Origin of the sequence: Kitasatospora sp. NPDC056184, from assembly GCF_042268405.1 — a bacterium.
In the GTDB taxonomy this organism is placed as follows: Bacteria; Actinomycetota; Actinomycetes; order Streptomycetales; family Streptomycetaceae; genus Kitasatospora.
In genome coordinates this window covers 44,214-64,576 of record NZ_JBHJUI010000025.1, presented here as the reverse complement: position 1 = coordinate 64,576, position 20,363 = coordinate 44,214, and the positions used below count along the sequence as shown (strand labels likewise).

Here is a 20,363-nt window from a genome sequence, read left to right as displayed (position 1 = left end):
CCCGCGGCGGGGCCCAGTCCACGGCGGGGCTCAGCCCGCGGTGGGCCTCAGCCCACGGTGGGGCTCAGTCCTCGTCGGGGCCACCGGCGTCCGAGCCGTCGGGGGTGCCGGTGAGCGCGTACCCCTGGCGGCGCGCCTCGTAGCAGGCCACCGTGGCGGCGGCGGAGACGTTCAGCGAGCCGACCCGGCCCAGCTGCGGCACGAAGACCACCTGGTCGCAGAGGCCGAGCGCCTCCGGCGTCACACCGCGGTCCTCGTGGCCGAGGACGAAGGCGACCGCCGGGGTCAGCTCGGCGGCGAACATCGGCACCGCCTCGTCGGCGAGCTCCAGGCCGACCACCTTGAAGCCGTCGGCCTTCGCGGCCGCGATCGCCTCGGCGACGGTCGGGTGGTGCTCCACCTTCAGGTACTTGTCGGTGCCCATGGCGGCCTTCTGCGCGCCGGAGGAGCGCACCGACGGGGTGTCACCGGTGAGGTAGAGCTTCTCCGCGCCCATCGCGGCACCGGTCCGGACGACCGAGCCGACGTTGAACGGCGACTGGAGGTTCTCCAGGATCATCGCGAGCCGGAACTCGTTGCCACGCCGCCAGGAGCGGTGCAGCCGCTTCAGTTCGGTCCCGCGGAGCTGCTTCACGACGTCGTCCCTCGTCCACTCTCGGGGCCCTCGCCCGCCGTCGGGCGGGGCCGCGCTTCCAGAATCCGGAACCCGTTGACCGAGGTCAGCCGGGTGGTCGGCCAGCCCTGCTCGTTCAGCCACTTCTGCAGCGAGTCCGAGCCGAGGTGCTTCTGCACCACCAGGAAGGCGGAGCCGTCCGGGGTCAGCCGGCCGAGCCACTGCTCCAGCAGCCGGCGCAGCGCCGCCTTGCCGATCCGGATCGGCGGGTTGGAGTAGATCGCCGCGAACCGCAGGTCGGCGGGGACCTCCTCGGGCAGCGCGGCCTGCACGTTGCCCAGCCCCAGGGACTCGGCGTTGTGCCGGACCAGGTCCAGGGCGCGGCCGTTGACGTCCACCGCCCAGACCGGGAGCCGCTTGCGGCGGGTCGCCCAGGTCAGCGCGATCGGGCCGTAGCCGCAGCCGACGTCCAGGATCGGGCCGCGCACCCGGGGCTGCGGCGCGTGCTCCAGCAGGATCCGGGTGCCCGGGTCCAGCCGGGTGCGGGAGAAGACGCCCGCGTCGGTGGTGAGCTCCAGGGTGAGGTCCGGCAGGGTGACCGTGATCGGCCGGCGCTCGCTGGCGACCTCGGGTGCACCGGTGAAGTAGTGCGAGCCGGACATGGTTTCCCCGTCGTTCGTAAGGGCCTCGGGGCCACCGGGAGGTGTGGGTAAGCCCTGCTGGTACGGCTCCGATCGTACCCCGGTGGCCGGGAGGCCCGTTCTGCCCCGCGCGGGCGGTCCGGCGGGGTCAGTGGGTGCCGGGGGTCTTGCGGGTGGCGACGTTGATCCGGTTCCAGGCGTTGATGGTGCAGCAGAGCGAGATCAGCCGGGCCGGCTCCTGCTCCGGGAACAGTTCGGCGGCCCGCCCGTACACCTCGTCGGAGACGCCGCCGCCGATGTGGGTGATCTGCTCGGCCAGCGCGAGGGCGGCGCGGTCGCGCTCGCTGTAGACGCCCTCGGGGGCCTCCCGCCAGGCCGGCAGCAGGTAGATCCGCTCGTCGCTCTCGCCGGCCTTGCGGGCGTCCTTGACGTGCATGTCCAGGCCGTAGGCGCAGCCGTTGAGCTGGGAGGAGCGGATCTGCACCAGCTCGACGAGGGCCGGGTCGAGGCCCTCGCGGGCGGCGGCGTCCAGCGCGATCATCGCGCGGAAGGCCCTGGGGGCGGTGCGGGCGTGGTCGAGGCGGGCGGGGTGCCGCGGGGCGTTCGCGTTCGTCGTCACGAGGACGACCCCAGGGAGCGGGTGCACCCCGGGTGTGGTGCAGTTCCGATCGGTTTCCACGGGTCAATCCGGGTGGGCGGCAACACGCCGACGGGCCGCCGGCACTTCGCGCCCGGGCGGCGGCCGACGGATACTGCCAGTACCCCACCGGGCAGTCGCCAGCGGGTCGGAAGAAGCCTCCGAGGAACCTTCGAGGAACGAGGACGGACGCCATGCCGCAGAACCACGAGGACTACCTGGACGAGGTCGACGAGGCCGCGGAGCCGGACGAGGAGACGGCGGAGGACGAGTACGACGAGCTGGCCGAACGGCGCGCGCTGGGCGCGGACCCGGCCACCGACGTGGCGGACGTCGCCGAGCAGAGCCGGGTCGTCCAGCTCGACGAGGACGAGTACCGGGAGTAGCCCGCCGCCGAGCCGGGACCGGCGCTCAGAGCGCCCCGCGGCGCTGGAGCCAGCTGAACGCCGCCCAGCCCGGGAGCACCGGCAGGACGAGGGTGAGCAGCCGGTAGAGCGTGACGGCGGCCAGTGCCGCGCCGTGCTCCATCGAGGTGGCCACCAGCCCACCCGCCAGCGCGGTGTCCACGAAACCGGCCCCGCCGGGGGTCGGCGCGGCGTTCCCGGCCGCGTTGCCGATCAGGAACACCACACCGACCGCGGCGAAGCCCGGATCCTCTCCGACCGCCCGGGTGCAGCAGTACAGGCAGGCGATCAGCGCGATCGACACCATCAGCTGCCCGGTGAAGCCGACCGCCAGGCGTCCCGGGTTGCGCAGCAGCTCCACCAGCCGGGGCAGCACCTCCGCGGTCAGCGGGCGCAGCCGGGCGACCAGCCAGCGCCGGGCCGGCGCGATCGCGGACACCGCCGCCAGCAGGGCGACCGCCACGGCGAGGCCGACGGTCACGAGCGGCAGGGCGCGCCGCTCGGAGTCGCCGGTCTCCGCGCCGGTCAGGTAGATGAAGGCGACGAGCTGGAGCACGTGCAGCGCCAGTCCGAGCAGCTGGCCGACCCCGACGCTGGACAGCGCCTGCGCGGTCGGGATGCCGGCCCGCTGGAGGAAGCGGGTGTTCAGGGCGACGCCGCCGACCCCGCCGGGGGAGACCAGCTTCACGAAGGAGCCGGCCACCTGGGCCAGCACGGCGTTGCGGAAGTCCAGCCGCTCGGGGACGAAGCCGACGAAGCCCATCGCCCCCATGACGTGGCTCGCGGCCGCGGTGAGCAGGGCGAGGGAGAGCCAGAACGGGTCGGCGTCGGCGACGGCGGCGAACGGGTTGCGGTCGGTGGCGACGAACTGGGACAGCAGCAGCCAGCCGGCCACCACGCCGCCGCCGACGGCGAGCAGGGTGCGGGGGCGCAGCCGCTCCAGCCGGACCGGCCGGACGGGGGCCTGCGGGCGGCTGCGGAGGACCTCGGCGCGGATCTGTTCCAGCAGGTCGGGCGTGCCCTCCGCGGGGGGCGTGGCCGGTGCGGCCTGCGCGGCCTGCGCGGCCCGTGCGGCCCGCTTGAGGGCGTGCCGGGTGCCGGGGGTCAGCGCGATCGGCTGGAGCAGCGGCATGGCGGCGGCGACCGCGTCCGGGCCGAGCACCGTCACGGCGCTGCGCACCGACCGCTCCGCCCCGGTGCGCAGCGCGAGCGTGGTGAGCAGTTGGGCGACGTCGCTGTGCAGCACCAGCTCGCCCGCCGCGATGTCGCCGTCCGCGAGGTCCACCAGGTGCACCGCCCCCGCCCCGTCGACCAGCAGCGCGGAGGGGTCCAGCGCGCGGTGCGCGATCGCCCTCCGCTGGAGCAGGGCCAGCTGGCCCCAGGCGTCGGCGAGCAGCGCGTCGGTGAGCTCCTCGTCGGCCAGCTCGTCCAGGGTGCGGCCGGGCAGCCGCTCGTAGGCGACCGCGGCGGTGTCCGGGCAGGGTTCGGTGGTGGCGGCGATCCGGCGGGTGCGGACCCCGGCGGCGACGGCCGCGTAGGAGACCAGGGCCTCGTGCTCCAGCCCGTTGCGCAGTGAGCACAGGGCGCGCGGGTGCGGGGCGGTGCGCAGCCGCATCCGCCGCCAGGCCCGCTGCACCAGGGCGGCGGTGACCGCCTGCCGGTCGAGCAGCCGGACGTCCAGCTCGGGGCGGCCGTCCTGCTGCCGGACCAGGTAGCGGTCCGGGCCGGCCGGGACGGCGGAGACCGGGCGCAGGCCGGCTTCGCGCAGGCCGTGCAGCAGCAGGGCGGGCCGGGGCCTGGGGTCCGGGGTGCCGACGGCCCAGCGGGTGCCGTGGGCGGCCGTCCAGCCGATCAGCACCCCCAGCAGCAGGGCGGTCGGGGTGGCGGTCCCGGAGGCGAGGCCGGCCAGCGCGGAGAGGGCGAGGAGAGTCCACGGCACCCGCCGCTCACGGGCCGCGGAGGCGGTGAGGAAGGCGAGGACCGGGGCGAGGTAGCCGTACACCGGCGCGGTGCGGGCGAGCGGGTCGCCGGGCAGCGGCTGGGTGAGCGCGGAGACCAGGGAGAACGGCGCCGACCCGTCGATCCAGAGGTCGAGGGCGAGCGCGGCGCCGTAGGCCAGGACGGCGGCCAGCACGCCGTCGGAGAGCTGCTGGAGGACGTGCCGCCGGTCGGCCGGGGCGCGGAGCAGGCGGCGGGCGGCCGAGTAGCCGGGCAGGAGCAGCAGGGCGGCGGTGGTGAGGCCGGTGGCGACGCCGCCCAGCGGGTGCGGCACCAGTGCGGCGGCGGCCGCGACGTCCTCGGCGAGGCCGCTGGTGGTGGCGCGGGCGTAGTCGGCGCAGAGCAGGGCCAGGGCGGTCGCGGCGAGGCCGGCGAGCAGCCGGATCAGCGCCGCGGGCTGCCGGACCCGGCCGGTGCCGGATATGCCCGGGAACGGGGGGTCCCCCGTGTCGCCGGTCGTGCTGATTGCCGTGTTCCCCGTTGCATCCGCCACAAACGGCATGCTCCCACGCGGTCCCGGGAGCGTGTCCCGGGGAGCGGGGCGGGCCCGGCGTCACTACTGTGCGTTCCATGAGCGCCTGCGAAGACCTCGCCGCCGCACCCCGGGACATCGCGCCCCTGCCGCCCGAGGACGGCTGCGCCGACTGCCTGGCCCAGGGGCGCCGGGACTGGGTGCACCTGCGGCTGTGCCTGGACTGCGGCCACATCGGCTGCTGCGACTTCTCGCCGCAGCGGCATGCCACCGCGCACTTCCACAACACCTCCCATCCGGTGATCCGGTCCTACGAGCCGGGGGAGGACTGGCGGTGGTGCTTCGTCCACGAGCTCATGGGGTGACCGGCGTGACCGGGTCGACCGGGTTGACGTTCCGGCGGCCATGGGTTGAGGTGTAATCCCCGAACAATCGGGACATAACGCCCGTGCGGCCCCCGGTCGGGACCCTTCCGGCCGGCGGCCACCGAAGGGAGGCCGACGATGACCAGGCGAACAGCGGGAGGCTCTCCCACGCTCCGCCGCGGCGCCCAGGAACTGCTGGAACGCCGGTGCATGGCGACCACGCCGGACACGCTCCCGCCCCGGCCGCGCACCGGAACCCCGTGGTCCGCCGCCGGCGACGGGGCGGCGGGCGCCGACTCCTTCCGGCACGGCGGCCGCGGCGCGGTGACCGCCGTCCCGCACTCCGCGCCCGCGCAGCACGCCGAGCTGCGGGGACACCGGCACCGCGGGGCCGAGAAGCACAGCGCGCACTGAGCGCTCCCGCCCCGGCCGCCGCCCCCGACCCGCGTCCAGGGCGGCGGCCGGGTGCGCGCGGTGGCGCGGGCGACGGCGTTGTCGGTGGCCTGCGGTACGGTTCCTGGCGATCGACGGCAGCAGGTGAGCGGGGGCGCGGGCGATGGCCGAGCTGATGACGGAGGAGCCGGTCGAGCTCCAGCTGGAGCGGTACCGGACGGAGCTGACCGGGTACTGCTACCGGATGCTCGGCTCGGTGTTCGAGGCCGAGGACGCGGTGCAGGACACCATGGTCCGCGCCTGGCGCGGCCACCGGGGCTTCGAGGGCCGCGCCGCGCTGCGCTCCTGGCTCTACCGGATCGCCACCAACGTCTGCCTGGACGCGCTGAACGGCCGCAACGCCCGGGCCCGGCCGATGGACCTGGCCGGCCCGTCCACCGTGGCCACCGCGAGCGACGCCCAGCTGCCCGAGGTCACCTGGATCGGCCCGGCGCCGGACGGCCGGGTGCTGCCCGAGACCGGCGACCCGGCGGAGGTGGCCGCGCAGCGCGAGTCGGTGCGGCTGGCCTTCGTCGCGGCGCTCCAGCGGCTGGCGCCCCGGCAGCGGGCGGTGCTGATCCTGCGCGAGGTGCTCGGCTGGCGGGCCAACGAGGTCGCCGAGCTGCTCGGCGTCACCGTCGCCTCGGTGAACAGCGCGCTCCAGCGCGCCCGGGCCGCGCTCGCCGCCGACCCGGCCGGGTCCCGGCCGGCCCCCGCGCTGGACGAGGACCACCGGGCGCTGCTGGACCGGTACGTCGCCGCCTTCGAGGCGTACGACATGGACGGCCTGGCGGCGCTGCTGCACGAGGACGTCACGCTCAACATGCCGCCGTTCGCGCTCTGGCTGACCGGGCACGCGGACCTCCGGGAGTGGATGCTCGGGCCGGGCAGCGGCTGCCGGGGCTCGCGGCTGGTGCCGGCGACGGCCAACGGCAGCCCGGCGTTCGGCCAGTACCGGCCGAGCCCGGAGGGCGGCCACGAGCCGTGGGCGCTGATCGTGCTGGAGGTGTCAGCGGGCCGGATCACCGGGCTCACCAACTTCCTCGACACCGAGGTGCTGTTCCCGCTCTTCGGCCTGCCGCCGCGACTGGCGGCCGGGGAACGGGCCGGGGAGTAGCCCCGCGGCGTCCTCCTCGACGGGGAGGACGGCGGCCAGCCCGCTGAACGCGAGCAGTTCGCGCAGCGGGCCGCCCGCGTTGCGCAGGACGAGCCGCACCCCGTGCCGGGCGGCGGCGAGGCGCAGCCGGGCCAGGGCGTCGACGACGGCCAGGTCGGGGGCGGTCAGGGCGCCCAGGTCGCAGCGCAGCACGCGGTCGGCGGGCGCCTCCGGTCCGGCCTGCGGCCCGGTTCGCCGGTCGGCCCTCGGTTCGTTCTTCGGCTCGGTCTTCGGTTCGTTCTTCGGTTCGGTCTCCACGGAGATGAGACCGGTGCGGCGGACCGGCCTCATCGGCCCGCCGGGAGATTCCCGGAAAAAACTTCTCCGGAGAGCGATGAGTTTCCGCGGCGCCCCCGGTCTACCCCTGTGAAAGCGCGGCACTGAGCGGCGCGTCGACCGAGCAGAAGGAACCACCACCATGACCGAGAACCTCGGCACCCTGTCCCTCGTCCGCGAGCTGCCGGCCGCCCCGGCCGACGTCTTCCGGGCGTACGTCGAGCCCGAGCAGTTCGTCCGCTTCTGGGGCCCGGTCGGCACCCACGTGCCGCTGGACACCGTGACCATCCAGCCGGAGGTCGGCGGGCGCTTCGACAGCACGATGGTGATCGAGGCGACCGGCGACCGCTACCCGCTGCGCGCCCGGTTCACCGCGATCCGCGAGGGCGAGATGCTGGAGTTCTTCGAGGAGGGCGTCGGCCTGACCGGCCGGATCACCCTCGTCGACCTCGGCGACGGCCGCACCCGGGTGCTCATGGAGCAGGAGAACGTCCCGGCGATGTTCCTGGGCCCGGAGGCGGAGGCCGGCCACAACTCCAGCTTCGACCGCCTGGTCGAGCACCTGGCCGCCCGGAGCTGACCGTTCCGGCGGCTGGCAGAGTGGGGGCACGCTGTCCCCGTACCCCAGGAGGCCCCGTCGTGTCGGTCGAGCCGTTGAAGTCCCGTGAAGAGTGGCTGGCCTCGCTGCCGCGGATCTACGCGGCGGCGGGGTGCGTCCTGCGGGACGCGTCCGGGCGGATCCTGCTGGTCAAGGCGGGGTACCGGGAGTACTGGCAGTTCCCCGGCGGGACGATCGACCTGGGGGAGGGGCCCGCCGAGTGCGCGGCCCGGGAGCTGCTGGAGGAGACCGGCATCGTCCGGGAGGCCGGGGACCTGCTGGCCATCTCCTGGACCCACCCCTCGGACGAACTCGACCACCCGGCCGAGCACTTCCTCTTCGACTTCGGCACCGTCCCGGACGGCACCCCCGTGGCCGTCCCGGCCGGTGAACTGGACGACCACCGCTGGGTCGGCGACCAGGAGGCGTTCGAACTGCTGGGCCCGGCGCGGTCGCTGCGGCTGCGGGCGGCCCTGGAGGCGAAGGCGGACGGGCGGGTGCGCATCGTCACCACCCGCGTGTCGGGCTTCTGAGCGGCCGACGGTGTTCCGGGGCCGCGCCCGTCCCGCGCGGCCCCGGAACGGTCCGGTCAGTCCTGCGGGTCCTCGGTCCCCGACGCGGCGAACGCGGCGAGGATCTCGCTGACGAACCGCTCGATCGCGGCCTTCTCCACCCCGAGGTCGTTCAGCACCCCGGCGCCGTTCTCCAGCTCCAGCAGGGCGAGCAGGATGTGCTCGGTGCCGACGTAGTTGTGGCCGAGCTTGAGGGCCTCCCGGAAGGTCAGCTCCAGCGCCTTCTTGCCCTGCGCGTCGTACGGGATCAGCGCCGGCACCTCGGCGTCGGGCGCGGGCAGGGCGGCCGTCGCGGCCGCGCGGAGCGCCTCCGGGGCGATGCCCTGGGCGGCGAGCGCCCGCACGGCCAGGCCGTCCGGCTCGACCAGCAGGCCGAGCAGCAGGTGCTCGGCGCCGATCTCGGCGTTGCCGGCCTGGCGGGCCTCCTCCTGCGAGGCCATCACGACGTGCCGGGCCCGGTCGGTGAACCGGCCGAAGCCCTGGCTCGGGTCGAGGTCGTTCGGGGTGGCCGGGTCCTTGGGCACGAAGCGCTTCTGGGCGGCCTGCTTGCTGACGCCCATGCTGCGGCCGATGTCGGTCCAGGAGGCGCCGGAGCGGCGGGCCTGGTCGACGAAGTGGCCGATGAGGTGGTCGGCGAGCTCATCGAGGTGGTCGGCGGCGATGACCGCGTCGGAGAGCTGGTCGAGCGCGTCGCTGTGGAGCTTCTTGATCGCGTCGATCAGGTCGTCGAGGCGCAGCTGAGTGGTCTTGGGAACGATCGGATTCTCCATAGCGTCAACCGTAGGTTGTCGACCCGAGGGTCGTCAACCTTTGGTTGACGCTAAGTGGAACTGGTCGCCCGTCAGCCCCGCTTCTCCCACACGTACGCCGCCGAGACCGGGTGGCTGCGGTACTTCTCCCACTTCGGCTTGAGCGCGATCCACCCCTCGTCCACCACCGCCTCCCGCATCTCCACCAGCGTCCAGCCCGCCGCCAGTCCGGCCGTGAGGTGGTCGGAGACCAGGTGGACGTGGGTGGTGATGGCGACGTCCGCGCCGTCCGCGCCGGTGAAGTGGGTCGGCATGCCGGCCGCCATGATGAAGTACGGGTGCAGGCCGACCAGGACGCAGCGCCCGCCCGGGCGGGCCAGCCGGAAGGCCTCGCGGTAGTACGGGCCGAGGTCGGCGAGGTGCTCGTCGATCAGCGAGGAGATCACCAGGTCGTAGGCGCCGGCGGCGAGCCCGGTGGCGGCGACGTCCCCCTCGGCGAGGCTGTCGTGGGCGCCGCGCTCCTCGGCGCGCGCCAGCATCTCGGGCGTGAGGTCCACGCCGTCCAGCACCAGCCCCGCGGCGGCCCGGCCGCGCAGCCAGGTGCCCGTCCGGCCGGTGCCGCAGCCGAGGTCGGCGGCCCGGCGGACCTCCGGCCAGGCGGGGAGGGCGAGTTGTTCGAGGACGGCGAGGTCCATCGCGTCCTCGACGGTCTGCTCGTAGGTGTCGACCCAGCCGGCGTAGCCGGTCCGGACGTCCACGGTGGGGTAGTTGCGGGTGTCGAAGTCGGAGAAGTCCACCATGCCCGGCAGTATTGGGGGCCGGCCCGGCCGACCGCGAACGATTATCGGAGCGTCAGCTTGAACCCGTCGTGGCTGCGGTCGAAGCCGAGCGAGGCGTAGAACCGGTGCGCCCCGGACCGCCGCTTGTGGCTGGTCAGCTGGACGAGCGTGCACCCCCGCTCACGGGCCCGCTCGATCGCCCGCCCCATCAACTCCCGCCCCAGCCCGGAACCCCGCCGGTCCGCCCGCACCCGGACCCCCTCCACCAGCGCGCGCTCCGCACCGCCCCGCCCGAGCCCCGGGACGTAGGTCATCTGGAGGCACCCGAGCACCGTCCCGTCCCCCTCGTCGAGCACCAGCATCTCGTTGCGCGGGTCGGCGTCGATGGCGGCGAAGGCCCGGGCGTACGCCTCGCCGACCTCGACGGAGGCGGGATCGGTCACCCCCTCCTCGTCGGTGAGCAGGGCGATGACGGCGGGCAGGTCCCGGCGGGTGGCGGTTCGGAGGATCACGCCCGGAGTCTGCCAGGGCGCGGACCGCTCAGGAGGGGAGCAGGCGGGCCCGGACGGCGGCGAGGTCGGCGGGGGCGACGCCGGCGGCGAGCAGGTAGGGGGCGGGGGTGAAGCCGGCGAGGGTGGCGGTGACGGCGGCTTCGGCGGTGGTGCCGGCTTCGGCGAGGGCGGCGTCGATGCGGCGGTACGGGTCGGGGAGGCCGAGCATGCCGTAGAGGGGGCGGACGTTGGGGGCGCTCAGGAGGTAGTCGGCGACGATCTCGGCGGGGGTGACGTCGGCGAGGGCGAGCAGCAGGAGGGCGGCGAGGCCGGTGCGGTCGCGGCCGGCGCCGCAGTGGACGACCAGGCCGCCGGGGCGGGCGCCGGCGATCGTGGTGATCAGCTCGGCGGCGGCGTGCGGGCAGTGGTCGAGGTAGGGGCGCAGGGCCAGCGGGGTGCCGTCGAGGTGGCCGTAGTCCTGCCACCAGGCGGGGCCGGCGAGTTCGTCCAGCGGGACGCGGATGAGTTCGACGTCCTCGGGGAGCGGCAGGAGGGGCTTGTACTCCTCGATGTCGCGCAGGTCGACGACGGTGCGCACGCCGTGGTCGAGGAGGGCGTCCCAGCCCTCGGCGGTGAGGCGGTCCAGGTTGTCGGCGCGGGCGATCGCTCCACGGGTGGTGCGGGCGCCGGTGGCGGTGCGCAGTCCGCCCAGGTCGCGGACGTTGAGGCAGCCGTCCCAGACCAGGGTGCGGTCCTCGGTGGTGGTGGCTCGCGCGTCGGCCCGGCTCATTCGTTCCCCGTTTCCTCGACGAGGAGGTCCCGTTACCCCCTCGTTATGTGGACTTCCGGTGCGGCGGGATGGTTCCTCAGATGTTCGGATGATCAGTGGGGTGGGGGCCTCGGCGGCGGTGTGCGCCGTGACGGTGCCGTCGAGTCGCGGGAGCGCGCTACGGGCGGGTGAAGTCCCAGAGCGGCCGGCCGAGGGTGTCCGCGCAGCGCACGACGGCGAAGAGCTCGTCCTCGGCGGAGAGGAAGCCGTGGGCGACGCCGCGCAGCACCGTGCGGGCGGCCGCGTCCGCCCGCGTCCAGGCGCCGGTGAGGACGAGCGCGCCGTCGACCAGTTCGGCGCGCTGGATCCGGGCGACCGGGACGGCCAGCAGGGCGGCGTTGACCTGCTCCAGCTCGGCGCGGGAGAGGTAGGTCTCGCCGGTCGCCCCGCCGCGCTCCCGTTCGGCCCGGCGGCGCAGCTCGGGCAGCCCGTAGTGGCGGACGGCGGCCACCGAGTCGTCCAGGGCGACCCGCCAGCGCGGGCCGGGCAGCACCTCCCACCAGACGTCCGCGCAGACCGGCAGCAGGTCGCCGATCCGGGCCCGCCAGGACTCGATGCCGTAGACGGCGCGCGGGTCCGGGCGCGGGCCGGGGAGGGCCGCGGCGGTCCAGTCGCTCCGGCGGACCAGGCTGAGGCCGAAGGTGTAGCGGAGCCGGCCGTCGGCGCGGTGCTCGACCACGCCCAGCAGGGCCCAGTGGGTCGGGTCGGGGAGGCTGAAGCTCCGCCGCCAGCCGGTGAGGCCCAGGAGGCGGAGGGCGGGCGCGAGGTGGTCGCGCAGGCCGCGCTCGAAGAGCTCGTGGGCGGCGGGGGTCATGGCGTTCCTGGGGGTGGGGGAGCAGCCGGCGGCGCCCGGGGTGCGCGGAAGCGGTGGGGGCGCACGGGCGAGGGCCGGAACGAATCGTTCACCTACAACATAGGCGATAAGTCGATTTTTATACCGCAGACGAAGGCCAGAAGGTCTCAGGACCTTCGACCTGAAGGCGCTTTGCCGTAGGGCCCGCGCCCGGTCCCCCACGAGCCGGACGGCGGACGGGGGGGCGGGGCGGCCGTCCGGGCCCGCCCGAACGGGGCGTTCGCCCGGATGGCGGATGATGTGGCGGGTGCAGAGTGCAGAACGCCCCGGAGCGGGCACCGACAGCGCCGTCGGCCGGTCCGGACCGGGCCCGACGTCAGGCCCGCCACCCGGCCCGCCCACGGGCGAGGGCACCACCCCCGTCGAGCTGACCGAGGCGGTCCGGGCCGCTCAGGGCGGGGACGAGGAGGCCTTCCGGCTGCTGTTCAGGACCGTCCAGCCGGGTCTGCTCCGCTACCTGCGGGCCCTGGTCGGCGGCCGGCCCGAGGACGCCCAGGACGCCGAGGACATCGCGTCCGAGGCGTGGCTGCAGATCGCCCGGGACCTCGGCTCCTTCACCGGTGACGGCGACGGCTTCCGCGGCTGGGCGGCGACCGTCGCGCGCAACCGGGCGCTGGACCACCTGCGGGCCCGCCGCCGCCGACCGGTCACCGACCTGCCCTTCGAGCACCTGGCCGGGCTGGCCGGCGGCGACGACACCGCCGGGGCGGCGCTCGCCTCCGTCGGCACCTCGGACGCGCTGGCGCTGATCTCCCGGCTGCCCCGGGACCAGGCCGAGGCTGTGCTGCTGAGGGTGGTGATGGGCCTGGACGCGGAGAGCGCCGCCCAGGTGCTCGGCAAGCGCTCGGGCACCGTCCGGATGGCCGCGCACCGCGGGCTGAAGCGGCTCGCCAAGCTGCTGGAGCAGTCCTTCCCGGCGGGCGCGGCCGGAGCCGGGATCCCGGCCGCGCGCTCGGGCCGGGACGGTGGTCCGACGGACGGTTCGGCCGGCGGTCAGGCCGGCGGTCGGGCCGGGGGGCCGACCGCCGGCGGGACGGTCCGGAAGGGGCTCGGACGAGCCGGGAGAAAAAATTCTCCGCAGGGTGTGACAGAACGCCGGGCCGCGACGCTGAAGGACATGAGATGAGCACCAACCGATCCCGCCGGATCGACCGTGACACCGCCGAGCAGCTGCTCGCCGGTGCCGTGGGCGGACCGTCGGCCGGGCGGGACGCCTCGCTCACCGGCCCGGACGGCAGCACCGGGCACACGGGACCCCTCCGGCCCGGCGACGGGCCGGAGCAGCGGGTCGCCCGGGTGCTCGCCGCCGCCGCGGCGCCGGCGGCGCGGGGCGAACTGGCCGGGGAGGAGGCGGCCCTGGCCGCGTTCCGGGAGGCCCGTCTCGCACCTGCTCCCGCCGTACCCGCCGCACCCGCACCCGTCCGGAGACGATCGATGGCAACCGCCGCGCTGACGAGGGCCTTCAGCACGAAGGCCGCCGTCGTCGTGCTCGGCGCCACCGCGCTCGGCGGGGTCGCGGTCGCGGCCGGGACGGGCAACCTCCCCCCGGCGCTGGGCGGCCGCTCGGACGAGCCGAAGCGGCACGTGGTCGCCCCCGTGTCGTCCGCTCCGGCGAGCGCTACGGAGAGCCGCTCCGGAACCCCGTCGGCCGGCGGCTCGTCGGACCGGCCGATCACCGCCGCTCCGACCGGTGGAACCTCCGCCGGCCCGTCGGGCGGCCCGGCCACCACCGGTCCGTCCGCCTCGGCGAACCGGCCGACCGCGCCGCAGCCGCCCGCCGCCACGCCGGGGGACGGGCGCGGTCCGTCGAACCCGGCGGCCCACGCGGCGCTCTGCAAGGCGTTCTCCGACCGGGCGGGCAAGGGCGAGCGCCCGCGCACGCTGGTCACCGATCCGCAGTTCGGCGGGCTGGTCGGCGAGGCCGGCGGGACGGACAAGGTGGAGGACTACTGCGCCCGGCTGCTCCGCGACGGTGGCGACGGCGACCACCAGGGCGGTCCGGCACCCACCCGCTCCGGCGCCGCGGCCTCCGGGGGCGGCGGTGGCGGCAACGGCCGGGGCACCGGTGGTTCCGGCGGCAACGGACAGGGTTCGAACGGCCAGGGCTCCAACGGTCAGGGCTCCAACGGCCAGGGCTCCAACGGCCAGGGTTCGAACGGCTCCGGCAACAACGGCGGCGGCAGCGCCGACCGGACGCCGAAGCCCGCCGGCACCGCACTGTCCGCACCGCCCGCGGCGGTCACGCCGGCCCTGCCGGGGCAGCCGGGGACCGACCGCGCCGACAAGCCCGACGACGCCGCCTCGGGCAACACGAGGTGACCCACGATCTCCGGATGGGCGGCGAGCGAATCCCCCCGGGCCCGTCGCCCATCCGGACCGCACCACCCGCACCACCGCAGTAACCGCAGGACCCCGAGTGGCCGGCCGGCTCCCCCGTGCCGCCCGTCCACCCGGCCGGCCCCGTCCGGACCGGCAGGCGCACCCCGGAACGCGCCCGCCGGTCCGGACGGACCGGAACCCGCCGGCCCGCCCGCCCGCAGTCAGGGCGGGCCGGCACCCCGCTCGACCAGTCCGGACCGGACCGATCGTGAACCGTCGTCGAGGGACGACCCACGAGCCGGCGGTCGGGGATCCGCTGCCCGGTTCCCCGGCCGCCCCCCTTCCCGGGAAGCCGCCGGCGCCCGGCTGCCGATCGCCGCCGGGGGCTATCGTGCACAGGTGCACGAGGCGGTCCGGGACCCCGGGCAGGGCTTCTGAGGGGAGCGGTTCCAGGTGATCGGACGCGCGCTGAACGGGCGCTACGAACTCGTCGAGATACTCGGCGTCGGCGGCATGGCCACGGTCTGGCGCGGGGTGGACCACGTGCTGGGCCGTCAGGTGGCCGTCAAGGTCCTCAACGGGGGCCTCGCCGACGACCCGAGGTTCGCCGAGCGGTTCGGCCGCGAGGCGCAGCACGCCGCGATGCTGGTCCACCCGAGGATCGTCATGGTCTTCGACTCCGGGGTGGACCAGGGCTCGCCGTACATCGTGATGGAGCTGGTGCAGGGCCGCTCGCTGGCCGCGCTGCTGGCCCAGCGGCCGGGCCTGCCGGTCGAGCAGGCGGTCGGGATCGCGGCCGCGGTCTGCGAGGGGCTGGCGCACGCGCACGCGGCGGGCCTGGTGCACCGGGACATCAAGCCCGGCAACATCATGATCACCGATGACGGCGGGGTGAAGGTCGTCGACTTCGGCATCGCCCGGGCGGGCTCCTCGCACAACCTCACCCAGACCGCCTCGGTGCTCGGCACCGCCGCGTACCTGTCGCCCGAGCAGGCCACCGCGAGCCCGCTGGACGGCCGCACCGACCTGTACGCGGTCGGCTGCGTGCTGACCGAAATGCTCACCGGCGCGCCGCCGTTCACGGCCGAGACGCCGGTGGCGATCGCCTACAAGCACGTCGGGGAACTGCCGGCGCCGCCCTCCGCCCGGCGTCCCGGACTGCCGCCCGTGCTGGACGCGGTGGTGCTGCGACTGCTCGCCAAGCACCCGGCGGAGCGTCCGGCGGACGCCGCCGCGGCGCGGGCCGAACTGCTGGCCTGCGTACCGGGGCTGGTGCCCGCCGACCCGACCGGCGAACTGCTCGCCGCCGCCCCGCTGCCGCCCGCCTTCCCCACCGCCGCCCCGCCGGACCAGCGGCACACCACCCTCCTGCCGCCCCAGGCGGTGCCGTTCGCGGCCCCGGCCCCCACCTCGGTGATGGCGCCGATCCCGGCGGCCCGGCCGCCGATGCCGGAGCCCGAGCGCGAGAGCCGCCGCAAGCCGATCGTGCTCGGCGCCCTCGGCCTGGCCGGTGTCGCCGGCGCCGCGGTGCTCGCGCTCAGCGCCTTCGACGACCCGGTCACCCCCGCCGCCGCGCCGTCCACCCGCCCCACCGCGACCGCTCTGGCCGCCCCGGCGTCCACGCCCGCCGCGACCCCGACGCCGACGCCCACCCCGAGCGCCACCACCCCGTCCGCCCGTCCGACCCCGACGGCTCCCGCCACCACCCCGGCCCCGCACAACCCGGCCCCGCTGGTCCAGATCAACGCCCTGCGGCAGAGCATCGCGCAGACCCAGGTGGAGAAGGACCGCGGCCGCCAGATCGACCTGCTGCGCACCCTCGACGAGGCCACCGCCCGCCTCAACGAGGGTCAGCCCGACGACGCCGCGGCCACGTTGAAGGGCGCCCAGCGGACCGTCCGCGACCTCGCCAAGAAGCACGCCATCGACGGCGCCACCTACCAGAACTGGAACTCCCGCCTCTCCGCCCTGATCACCTCCCTCAACGCCGCCGTCGACGAGGAGGACTGAGCGGACCGGGGGACGGCGGCTCAGCCGCCGAGGAAGCGCTGGAGCTGTTCGAGGACGTAGTTGGCGCCGGTGTAGCCGATGCCCTGGAACCACAGCTGGTCGTCGACGGGGAAGGCGCGGTGCGCCTTGACGGCCTCCAGGGACTGCCAGCCGGGGCTCGCCAGGACGGCGTTGAGGCCGTTGCGGTCCGGGTCGCCGTAGCCGGCGTAGAGGAGCAGGTCGCCGTCGGCCCTGGCGAGCTGCTCGGGCGGGAGCTCCTGGTCGGCCTGGTCGGTGTTCTGGGCGTCCGGCCGGCCGAGGCCGGCGTCGGCGAGCACGGAGCCCGGGAAGGTCTGCCGGGCGTACTGCCGGATGCCGCCGCCCTCCACGAAGCGGAGCAGGCTGACCTTCCGCCCGCCCGCCCTGGCGTTCGCCAGCGCGGTCACCACCTGGCTGACGTGCCGCTGGTAGGAGGCCGCGAACGCCGCCGCCGCGTCCTGCCGGCTCAGCGCCTGGGCGTGGGTCTGGACGTTGGCCTTCCAGGGCGCGCCGGTGGTCTGGGTGAGGACGGTCGGGGCGATCGCCCGCAGCTCCTCGTAGCGGTCGCCGTCGCGGGTCTGGTTGGAGAGGATGAGGTCGGGCCGCAGGGCGCGGACCGCGGCGAGGTCCGGGTCGCCGACCGGGCCGACGTAGGCGGTCCGGGCGAGCCGGGAGGCGGGCCAGTAGTCGGGGAAGGCCCGGTCCGCCGCGGGCCGGGCGGCGCCGACCGGGGTGATGCCGAGGGTGAGCGCGGAGTCCAGTTCGGCGGTGTCCAGGGCGACCACCCGCATCGGCGCGCCGGGCACGGTGACCGGGCCGGTGGCGGTGGCCACGGTGACCTCCGGCAGCGGGGTGGGGGAGGGCGTCGCGGCGGCCGCGGGGCCGGCCGGCGGGGACGCGGCGCGACGGGTGGTGGTGCAGCCGGTGAGCGCGGCGCCGCCGAGCCCGCCGAGCGAGGCCAGCAGGGTGCGGCGGGTGAGCGGGGGCATCGGCACCTCGGACGGCGGGGAGAACATGAGCGCAGTCCGTCGATTATGTCCGAATTGGTGCGTAATCAGCGCATAAAACGTCGCTACGCGTCCGCAGCGGCCGCCCACGGCGCGCCCGGCACCACCAGCGGCGTCCCGGTCACCGGGTCCGGCACCACCACCGACTCCAGCCCGAACACCTCCCGCACCAGCTCCGCCGTCACCACCTCGGCCGGCGGGCCCTCGGCGACGATCCGCCCGTCCCGCATCGCCACCAGGTGGTCCGCGTACCGGGCCGCCTGGTTGAGGTCGTGCAGCACCGCGACGACGGTCCGCCCGCGCTCCACGTTCAGCCGGCGCACCAGGTCCAGCACCTCGACCTGGTGCGCGATGTCCAGGAAGGTGGTCGGCTCGTCGAGCAGCAGGATGTCGGTGCCCTGGGCCAGCGCCATCGCGATCCAGACCCGCTGCCGCTGCCCGCCGGACAGCTCGTCCACACCGCGCTCGGCCAGCTCGGCCGTCGAGGTGCGCTCCAGCGCCTCCGCGACCGCCGTCTCGTCCTCCGCCGACCACTGCTGCCACCAGCTCTGGTGCGGCTGGCGGCCGCGTGCCACCAGGTCGGCCACCGCGATGCCCTCGGGGGCGCTCGGCGACTGCGGCAGCAGCCCGATCCGCCGGGCGATCCGCTTGGTGGGGACGCGCGCCAACTCCTCGCCGTCCAGCAGCACCGCGCCGCGGACCGGCTTGAGCAGCCGGCCCAGCGCGCGCAGCAGGGTGGACTTGCCGCAGGCGTTCGGGCCGACGATCACCGTGACCTTCCCGTCCGGGATCCGCAGCGAGAGCTTCTCGGCGACGGTGCGCGCCTCGTAGGCGAGGGTCAGGTCCCGCGCCTCCAGGCGGTGGGCGGCCGCCCGGTCGGCGGCGGAATCGGCCCCGGTGCGGACGGATTCGGTGCCGACGGGCTCGGTGCGGACGGGTTCGGTGCGGACGGACTCGGCGTCGGCGGGCATCGGGACCTCCACGACTCAGGAACCTCCACGGCGGGAGCGGATCAGCAGCCACATCAGGTACGGCGCGCCGACCAGCCCGGTCACCACGCCGACCGGCAGCTCGGTGGGCGCCAGCAGCCGGCGGGCGAGCAGGTCGGCCAGTACGACGACCAGCGCGCCGGTGAGCGCCGAGCAGAGCAGCGGGATCTGCGCCGAGCGGGCCAGCCGGACGGCGATCTGCGGGGCCATCAGCGCGACGAAGTCCACCGGCCCGGCCGCGCCCGCCGCGCAGGAGGCGAGCACGACGCCGAGCAGCGCCATGCCCAGCCGGATCCGGTTCAGCCGCAGCCCGAGGCCGACGGCGGTGGCGTCGTCGAAGGAGATCGAGCGCTGCGCCCGGGCCGCCCACAGCGCCACCGGCAGGGCGGCCAGCAGCACCCAGGCGAGCCAGCCGGCCTGGTCGTAGCCGGAGCCGTTCAGGCTGCCGGTCATCCACACCTTGGCGGCCTGCGCCTGGAAGCCGTCGCCCTTGGTGAGGAACACCGAGGTCAGTGAGGAGAGCGCGACCGAGATGCCGATGCCGATCAGCACGAAGCGCTGGGCGTGCAGCCCGCGCCGCCAGGCCAGCAGATAGACCAGCAGGCCCGCCGCCAGCCCTCCCGCGACGGCCGCGTACGGCACCTGGCCGGTGGAGCCGACCACGCCGTAGGCCAGCAGGCCGACCACGGTCGCGGTGGCGCCCCAGGAGACGCCGACCACGTCCGGACTGGCCAGCGGATTGCGGGCGACGGTCTGGATCAGCGCCCCGGCCAGCCCGAGCGCGGTGCCGACCAGCAGGCCGACCACCACCCGGGGCAGCCGGAACTCGCCGACCACCAGCTCGTGCGGGCTCGGCTGCCCGAACACCACCTTGAGCACCTCGCCGGGCGCCACGGCGGACTCGCCCAGGCAGAGCGAGGCGACGGCGGTGGCGGCCAGCGCCACCAGCAGGCCGAGCGCCGCCCAGGCCGAGCGCCGGTGCAGCAGGAAGGAGGCGCCCCGGGCGCGCACCACGGTGTAGCCGCGCAGCGGGACCGTCGGGGCCGTCATGCCGCCACCACCTTCCGGCGCCGCACCAGGGCGACCAGCACCGGCACGCCGACCAGTGCGGTCATCACCCCGGCCGGCACCTCGGAGGGCGGGAACAGCACCCGGCCGAGGGTGTCGGCGAGCAGCAGCAGCGCCGGGCCGAGCACGGCGGAGAGCACGAGCACCCAGCGGTGGTCGGCGCCGGCCACGGCGCGCGCGGCGTGCGGCACGGCGAGGCCGACGAAGGCGACCGGTCCGGCCGCCGCGACCGCCGAGCCGGTCAGCACGGTGGCGCCGAGCGCGCCGACGGCCCGCACCAGCCCGGTCTTGGCGCCGAGCCCCTTGGCGGTGTCGTCGCCGAGCGCCAGCGCGTCCAGCCCGCGCGCCACCGCGAACACCAGCACCGTGCCGACGGCCAGGAACGGCAGCAGCTGCCAGGCGACGTCCGCGGTGCGGCCGGAGAGCGAGCCGACGTGCCAGAACCGGAACTGGTCCATGGCGGCCGCGTCGGTGGTGAGCACCAGGGTGTTGAGCGAGGCGATGAACGCGGACACCGCCGATCCGGCCAGCGCCAGCTTCACCGGCGTCGCCCCGCCGCGGCCGCGCCCGGCCAGCCCGTACACCACCACGGTGGCGATCACGGCGCCGGCGAAGCCGAACCAGACGTACCCGGTGAGCGTGGAGATCCCGAACGCGGAGATCGCCAGCACCACGCCGGCCGCCGCGCCCTGGCTGACGCCGAGGATGCCGGGGTCGGCGATCGGGTTGCGGGTGATGCCCTGCATGACGGTGCCGGCCATGCCGAGCGCCGCGCCGACCGCGAGGCCGACGACCGTACGGGGCACCCGCAGTTCGCGGATCACGACGGCGTTGGTGGAGTCCCCGCCGTGCAGCAGGGCGTCGAGGGTGTCGCCGAACGGGATGTTCCGGCTGCCGACCGCCAGGCTCAGCAGCACCGCGGCGGCCAGCACGGCCAGCGCGGCGGCGAGCCACAGGATGCGGCGGCGCAGCAGGCGGACTCTGCCGGGCGTGGTGGTGTCGGTCATGGCTCTCTCTCGCAGATAGCTCAGGCAAACCTAAGTTCCGCGCCGAAGCCCGGGCAAATCGTTCCTCCTGGTCGGCCCGG

The 20,363-nt window shown here is 75.7% G+C and carries 23 protein-coding genes; 9 read left to right on the top strand and 14 right to left on the bottom strand.

Translation table 11 applies throughout. The features are described from left to right. Positions 1-64 precede the first annotated feature (64 nt). The 3 genes from ACFC0B_RS33755 to ACFC0B_RS33745 all read right to left on the bottom strand — a co-directional run bounded on the left by ACFC0B_RS33755 (position 65) and on the right by ACFC0B_RS33745 (position 1,873). The gene (locus ACFC0B_RS33755) at positions 65-634 is read right to left on the bottom strand and encodes a TrmH family RNA methyltransferase (protein WP_376094715.1); all 570 of its coding nucleotides are present in this window, start codon (positions 632-634) and stop codon (positions 65-67) included. After that, entirely contained in the window at positions 631-1,275 is a 645-nt protein-coding gene (locus ACFC0B_RS33750) for a class I SAM-dependent methyltransferase (protein WP_376094712.1), read from the bottom strand. The genes ACFC0B_RS33755 and ACFC0B_RS33750 overlap by 4 nt, the downstream gene beginning before the upstream one ends. A 127-nt stretch (positions 1,276-1,402) precedes the next feature. Then, positions 1,403-1,873: a carboxymuconolactone decarboxylase family protein gene (locus ACFC0B_RS33745; RefSeq protein ID WP_376094709.1), complete on the bottom strand. Its 471-nt coding sequence runs from the start codon at positions 1,871-1,873 to the stop codon at positions 1,403-1,405. Positions 1,874-2,085: 212 nt separating this feature from the next. On the opposite strand from ACFC0B_RS33745, the gene ACFC0B_RS33740 reads away from it, so the two are divergent. After that, a complete protein-coding gene (locus ACFC0B_RS33740; RefSeq protein WP_376094706.1) occupies positions 2,086-2,277 on the top strand; it encodes a hypothetical protein in 192 nt (63 codons plus the stop codon). Between the two features lie 25 nt (positions 2,278-2,302). On the opposite strand, the gene ACFC0B_RS33735 is transcribed toward ACFC0B_RS33740, so the two are convergent. Then, positions 2,303-4,786 carry a lysylphosphatidylglycerol synthase domain-containing protein gene (locus ACFC0B_RS33735; RefSeq protein ID WP_376094703.1) on the bottom strand — a complete coding sequence of 828 codons (2,484 nt, stop codon included), beginning with the start codon at positions 4,784-4,786 and terminating at the stop codon, positions 2,303-2,305. A gap of 77 nt (positions 4,787-4,863) precedes the next feature. Between ACFC0B_RS33735 and ACFC0B_RS33730 the strand changes: the two genes are divergently transcribed. From ACFC0B_RS33730 to ACFC0B_RS33720, 3 genes are all read left to right on the top strand, one after another. Beyond that, complete coding sequence (locus tag ACFC0B_RS33730) at positions 4,864-5,130, top strand: UBP-type zinc finger domain-containing protein (protein WP_376094700.1); 267 nt, start codon at positions 4,864-4,866, stop codon at positions 5,128-5,130. 138 nt (positions 5,131-5,268) lie between these two features. Further along, on the top strand, positions 5,269-5,544 hold the full coding sequence (locus ACFC0B_RS33725; protein ID WP_376094698.1) for a hypothetical protein: 276 nt from the start codon (positions 5,269-5,271) through the stop codon (positions 5,542-5,544). 142 nt (positions 5,545-5,686) lie between these two features. Further along, positions 5,687-6,679, top strand: coding sequence for a sigma-70 family RNA polymerase sigma factor (locus tag ACFC0B_RS33720; RefSeq protein WP_376094696.1), 993 nt, complete (start codon positions 5,687-5,689; stop codon positions 6,677-6,679). Here ACFC0B_RS33720 and ACFC0B_RS33715 read toward each other — a convergent pair. Continuing rightward, positions 6,572-6,976, bottom strand: coding sequence for an STAS domain-containing protein (locus tag ACFC0B_RS33715; RefSeq protein WP_376094694.1), 405 nt, complete (start codon positions 6,974-6,976; stop codon positions 6,572-6,574). The genes ACFC0B_RS33720 and ACFC0B_RS33715 overlap by 108 nt on opposite strands. Before the next feature lie 160 nt (positions 6,977-7,136). On the opposite strand from ACFC0B_RS33715, the gene ACFC0B_RS33710 reads away from it, so the two are divergent. Further along, positions 7,137-7,574, top strand: a complete 438-nt coding sequence (locus ACFC0B_RS33710) for an SRPBCC domain-containing protein (RefSeq protein WP_376094691.1) — start codon at positions 7,137-7,139, stop codon at positions 7,572-7,574. A gap of 59 nt (positions 7,575-7,633) precedes the next feature. After that, positions 7,634-8,125, top strand: coding sequence for an NUDIX domain-containing protein (locus tag ACFC0B_RS33705; RefSeq protein ID WP_376094688.1), 492 nt, complete (start codon positions 7,634-7,636; stop codon positions 8,123-8,125). 56 nt (positions 8,126-8,181) lie between these two features. Here the strand turns inward: ACFC0B_RS33705 and ACFC0B_RS33700 are convergent, their stop codons facing one another. The 5 genes from ACFC0B_RS33700 to ACFC0B_RS33680 all read right to left on the bottom strand — a co-directional run bounded on the left by ACFC0B_RS33700 (position 8,182) and on the right by ACFC0B_RS33680 (position 11,826). Further along, positions 8,182-8,934 (bottom strand): Clp protease N-terminal domain-containing protein, encoded by a 753-nt coding sequence (locus ACFC0B_RS33700; protein WP_376094685.1) that lies wholly within the window; start codon positions 8,932-8,934, stop codon positions 8,182-8,184. A gap of 71 nt (positions 8,935-9,005) precedes the next feature. Beyond that, complete coding sequence (locus ACFC0B_RS33695; protein WP_376094682.1) at positions 9,006-9,713, bottom strand: class I SAM-dependent DNA methyltransferase; 708 nt, start codon at positions 9,711-9,713, stop codon at positions 9,006-9,008. 41 nt (positions 9,714-9,754) lie between these two features. After that, positions 9,755-10,204, bottom strand: coding sequence for a GNAT family N-acetyltransferase (locus tag ACFC0B_RS33690; RefSeq protein ID WP_376094679.1), 450 nt, complete (start codon positions 10,202-10,204; stop codon positions 9,755-9,757). Between the two features lie 28 nt (positions 10,205-10,232). Further along, on the bottom strand, positions 10,233-10,973 hold the full coding sequence (locus ACFC0B_RS33685; protein ID WP_376094676.1) for a tyrosine-protein phosphatase: 741 nt from the start codon (positions 10,971-10,973) through the stop codon (positions 10,233-10,235). A gap of 157 nt (positions 10,974-11,130) precedes the next feature. Further along, a complete protein-coding gene (locus ACFC0B_RS33680; protein WP_376094673.1) occupies positions 11,131-11,826 on the bottom strand; it encodes a hypothetical protein in 696 nt (231 codons plus the stop codon). Positions 11,827-12,232: 406 nt separating this feature from the next. On the opposite strand from ACFC0B_RS33680, the gene ACFC0B_RS33675 reads away from it, so the two are divergent. The 3 genes from ACFC0B_RS33675 to ACFC0B_RS33665 all read left to right on the top strand — a co-directional run bounded on the left by ACFC0B_RS33675 (position 12,233) and on the right by ACFC0B_RS33665 (position 16,194). Next, positions 12,233-12,991, top strand: a complete 759-nt coding sequence (locus ACFC0B_RS33675) for an RNA polymerase sigma factor (protein WP_376094813.1) — start codon at positions 12,233-12,235, stop codon at positions 12,989-12,991. Then, positions 12,988-14,184 (top strand): hypothetical protein, encoded by a 1,197-nt coding sequence (locus ACFC0B_RS33670; RefSeq protein WP_376094670.1) that lies wholly within the window; start codon positions 12,988-12,990, stop codon positions 14,182-14,184. The genes ACFC0B_RS33675 and ACFC0B_RS33670 overlap by 4 nt, the downstream gene beginning before the upstream one ends. A gap of 453 nt (positions 14,185-14,637) precedes the next feature. Beyond that, complete coding sequence (locus tag ACFC0B_RS33665; protein ID WP_376094667.1) at positions 14,638-16,194, top strand: protein kinase; 1,557 nt, start codon at positions 14,638-14,640, stop codon at positions 16,192-16,194. A 20-nt stretch (positions 16,195-16,214) separates the two neighbouring features. Here ACFC0B_RS33665 and ACFC0B_RS33660 read toward each other — a convergent pair whose 3' ends face one another. The 4 genes from ACFC0B_RS33660 to ACFC0B_RS33645 are packed head-to-tail and all read right to left on the bottom strand — an operon-like array spanning position 16,215 to position 20,283. Next, positions 16,215-17,228, bottom strand: a complete 1,014-nt coding sequence (locus ACFC0B_RS33660) for an ABC transporter substrate-binding protein (protein WP_376094664.1) — start codon at positions 17,226-17,228, stop codon at positions 16,215-16,217. 56 nt (positions 17,229-17,284) lie between these two features. Continuing rightward, positions 17,285-18,190, bottom strand: a complete 906-nt coding sequence (locus ACFC0B_RS33655) for an ABC transporter ATP-binding protein (RefSeq protein ID WP_376094661.1) — start codon at positions 18,188-18,190, stop codon at positions 17,285-17,287. Positions 18,191-18,205: 15 nt separating this feature from the next. Continuing rightward, on the bottom strand, positions 18,206-19,258 hold the full coding sequence (locus ACFC0B_RS33650; RefSeq protein ID WP_376094658.1) for a FecCD family ABC transporter permease: 1,053 nt from the start codon (positions 19,256-19,258) through the stop codon (positions 18,206-18,208). Next, entirely contained in the window at positions 19,255-20,283 is a 1,029-nt protein-coding gene (locus ACFC0B_RS33645; protein WP_376094655.1) for a FecCD family ABC transporter permease, read from the bottom strand. Before ACFC0B_RS33645 ends, ACFC0B_RS33650 begins: the two co-directional genes overlap by 4 nt. Positions 20,284-20,363 lie beyond the last annotated feature (80 nt).

What these genes read in the sequence shown, in the direction of transcription:
- ACFC0B_RS33655 (WP_376094661.1), bottom strand. Translation starts at nt 18,190, where the DNA reads ATGCCCGCCGACGCCGAGTCCGTCCGCACCGAACCCGTCCGCACCGAG.
- ACFC0B_RS33680 (WP_376094673.1), bottom strand. Translation starts at nt 11,826, where the DNA reads ATGACCCCCGCCGCCCACGAGCTCTTCGAGCGCGGCCTGCGCGACCAC.
- ACFC0B_RS33660 (WP_376094664.1), bottom strand. Translation starts at nt 17,228, where the DNA reads ATGTTCTCCCCGCCGTCCGAGGTGCCGATGCCCCCGCTCACCCGCCGC.
- ACFC0B_RS33740 (WP_376094706.1), top strand. Translation starts at nt 2,086, where the DNA reads ATGCCGCAGAACCACGAGGACTACCTGGACGAGGTCGACGAGGCCGCG.
- ACFC0B_RS33685 (WP_376094676.1), bottom strand. Translation starts at nt 10,973, where the DNA reads ATGAGCCGGGCCGACGCGCGAGCCACCACCACCGAGGACCGCACCCTG.
- ACFC0B_RS33670 (WP_376094670.1), top strand. Translation starts at nt 12,988, where the DNA reads ATGAGCACCAACCGATCCCGCCGGATCGACCGTGACACCGCCGAGCAG.
- ACFC0B_RS33750 (WP_376094712.1), bottom strand. Translation starts at nt 1,275, where the DNA reads ATGTCCGGCTCGCACTACTTCACCGGTGCACCCGAGGTCGCCAGCGAG.
- ACFC0B_RS33710 (WP_376094691.1), top strand. Translation starts at nt 7,137, where the DNA reads ATGACCGAGAACCTCGGCACCCTGTCCCTCGTCCGCGAGCTGCCGGCC.
- ACFC0B_RS33650 (WP_376094658.1), bottom strand. Translation starts at nt 19,258, where the DNA reads ATGACGGCCCCGACGGTCCCGCTGCGCGGCTACACCGTGGTGCGCGCC.
- ACFC0B_RS33730 (WP_376094700.1), top strand. Translation starts at nt 4,864, where the DNA reads ATGAGCGCCTGCGAAGACCTCGCCGCCGCACCCCGGGACATCGCGCCC.
- ACFC0B_RS33725 (WP_376094698.1), top strand. Translation starts at nt 5,269, where the DNA reads ATGACCAGGCGAACAGCGGGAGGCTCTCCCACGCTCCGCCGCGGCGCC.
- ACFC0B_RS33700 (WP_376094685.1), bottom strand. Translation starts at nt 8,934, where the DNA reads ATGGAGAATCCGATCGTTCCCAAGACCACTCAGCTGCGCCTCGACGAC.
- ACFC0B_RS33645 (WP_376094655.1), bottom strand. Translation starts at nt 20,283, where the DNA reads ATGACCGACACCACCACGCCCGGCAGAGTCCGCCTGCTGCGCCGCCGC.
- ACFC0B_RS33720 (WP_376094696.1), top strand. Translation starts at nt 5,687, where the DNA reads ATGGCCGAGCTGATGACGGAGGAGCCGGTCGAGCTCCAGCTGGAGCGG.
- ACFC0B_RS33695 (WP_376094682.1), bottom strand. Translation starts at nt 9,713, where the DNA reads ATGGTGGACTTCTCCGACTTCGACACCCGCAACTACCCCACCGTGGAC.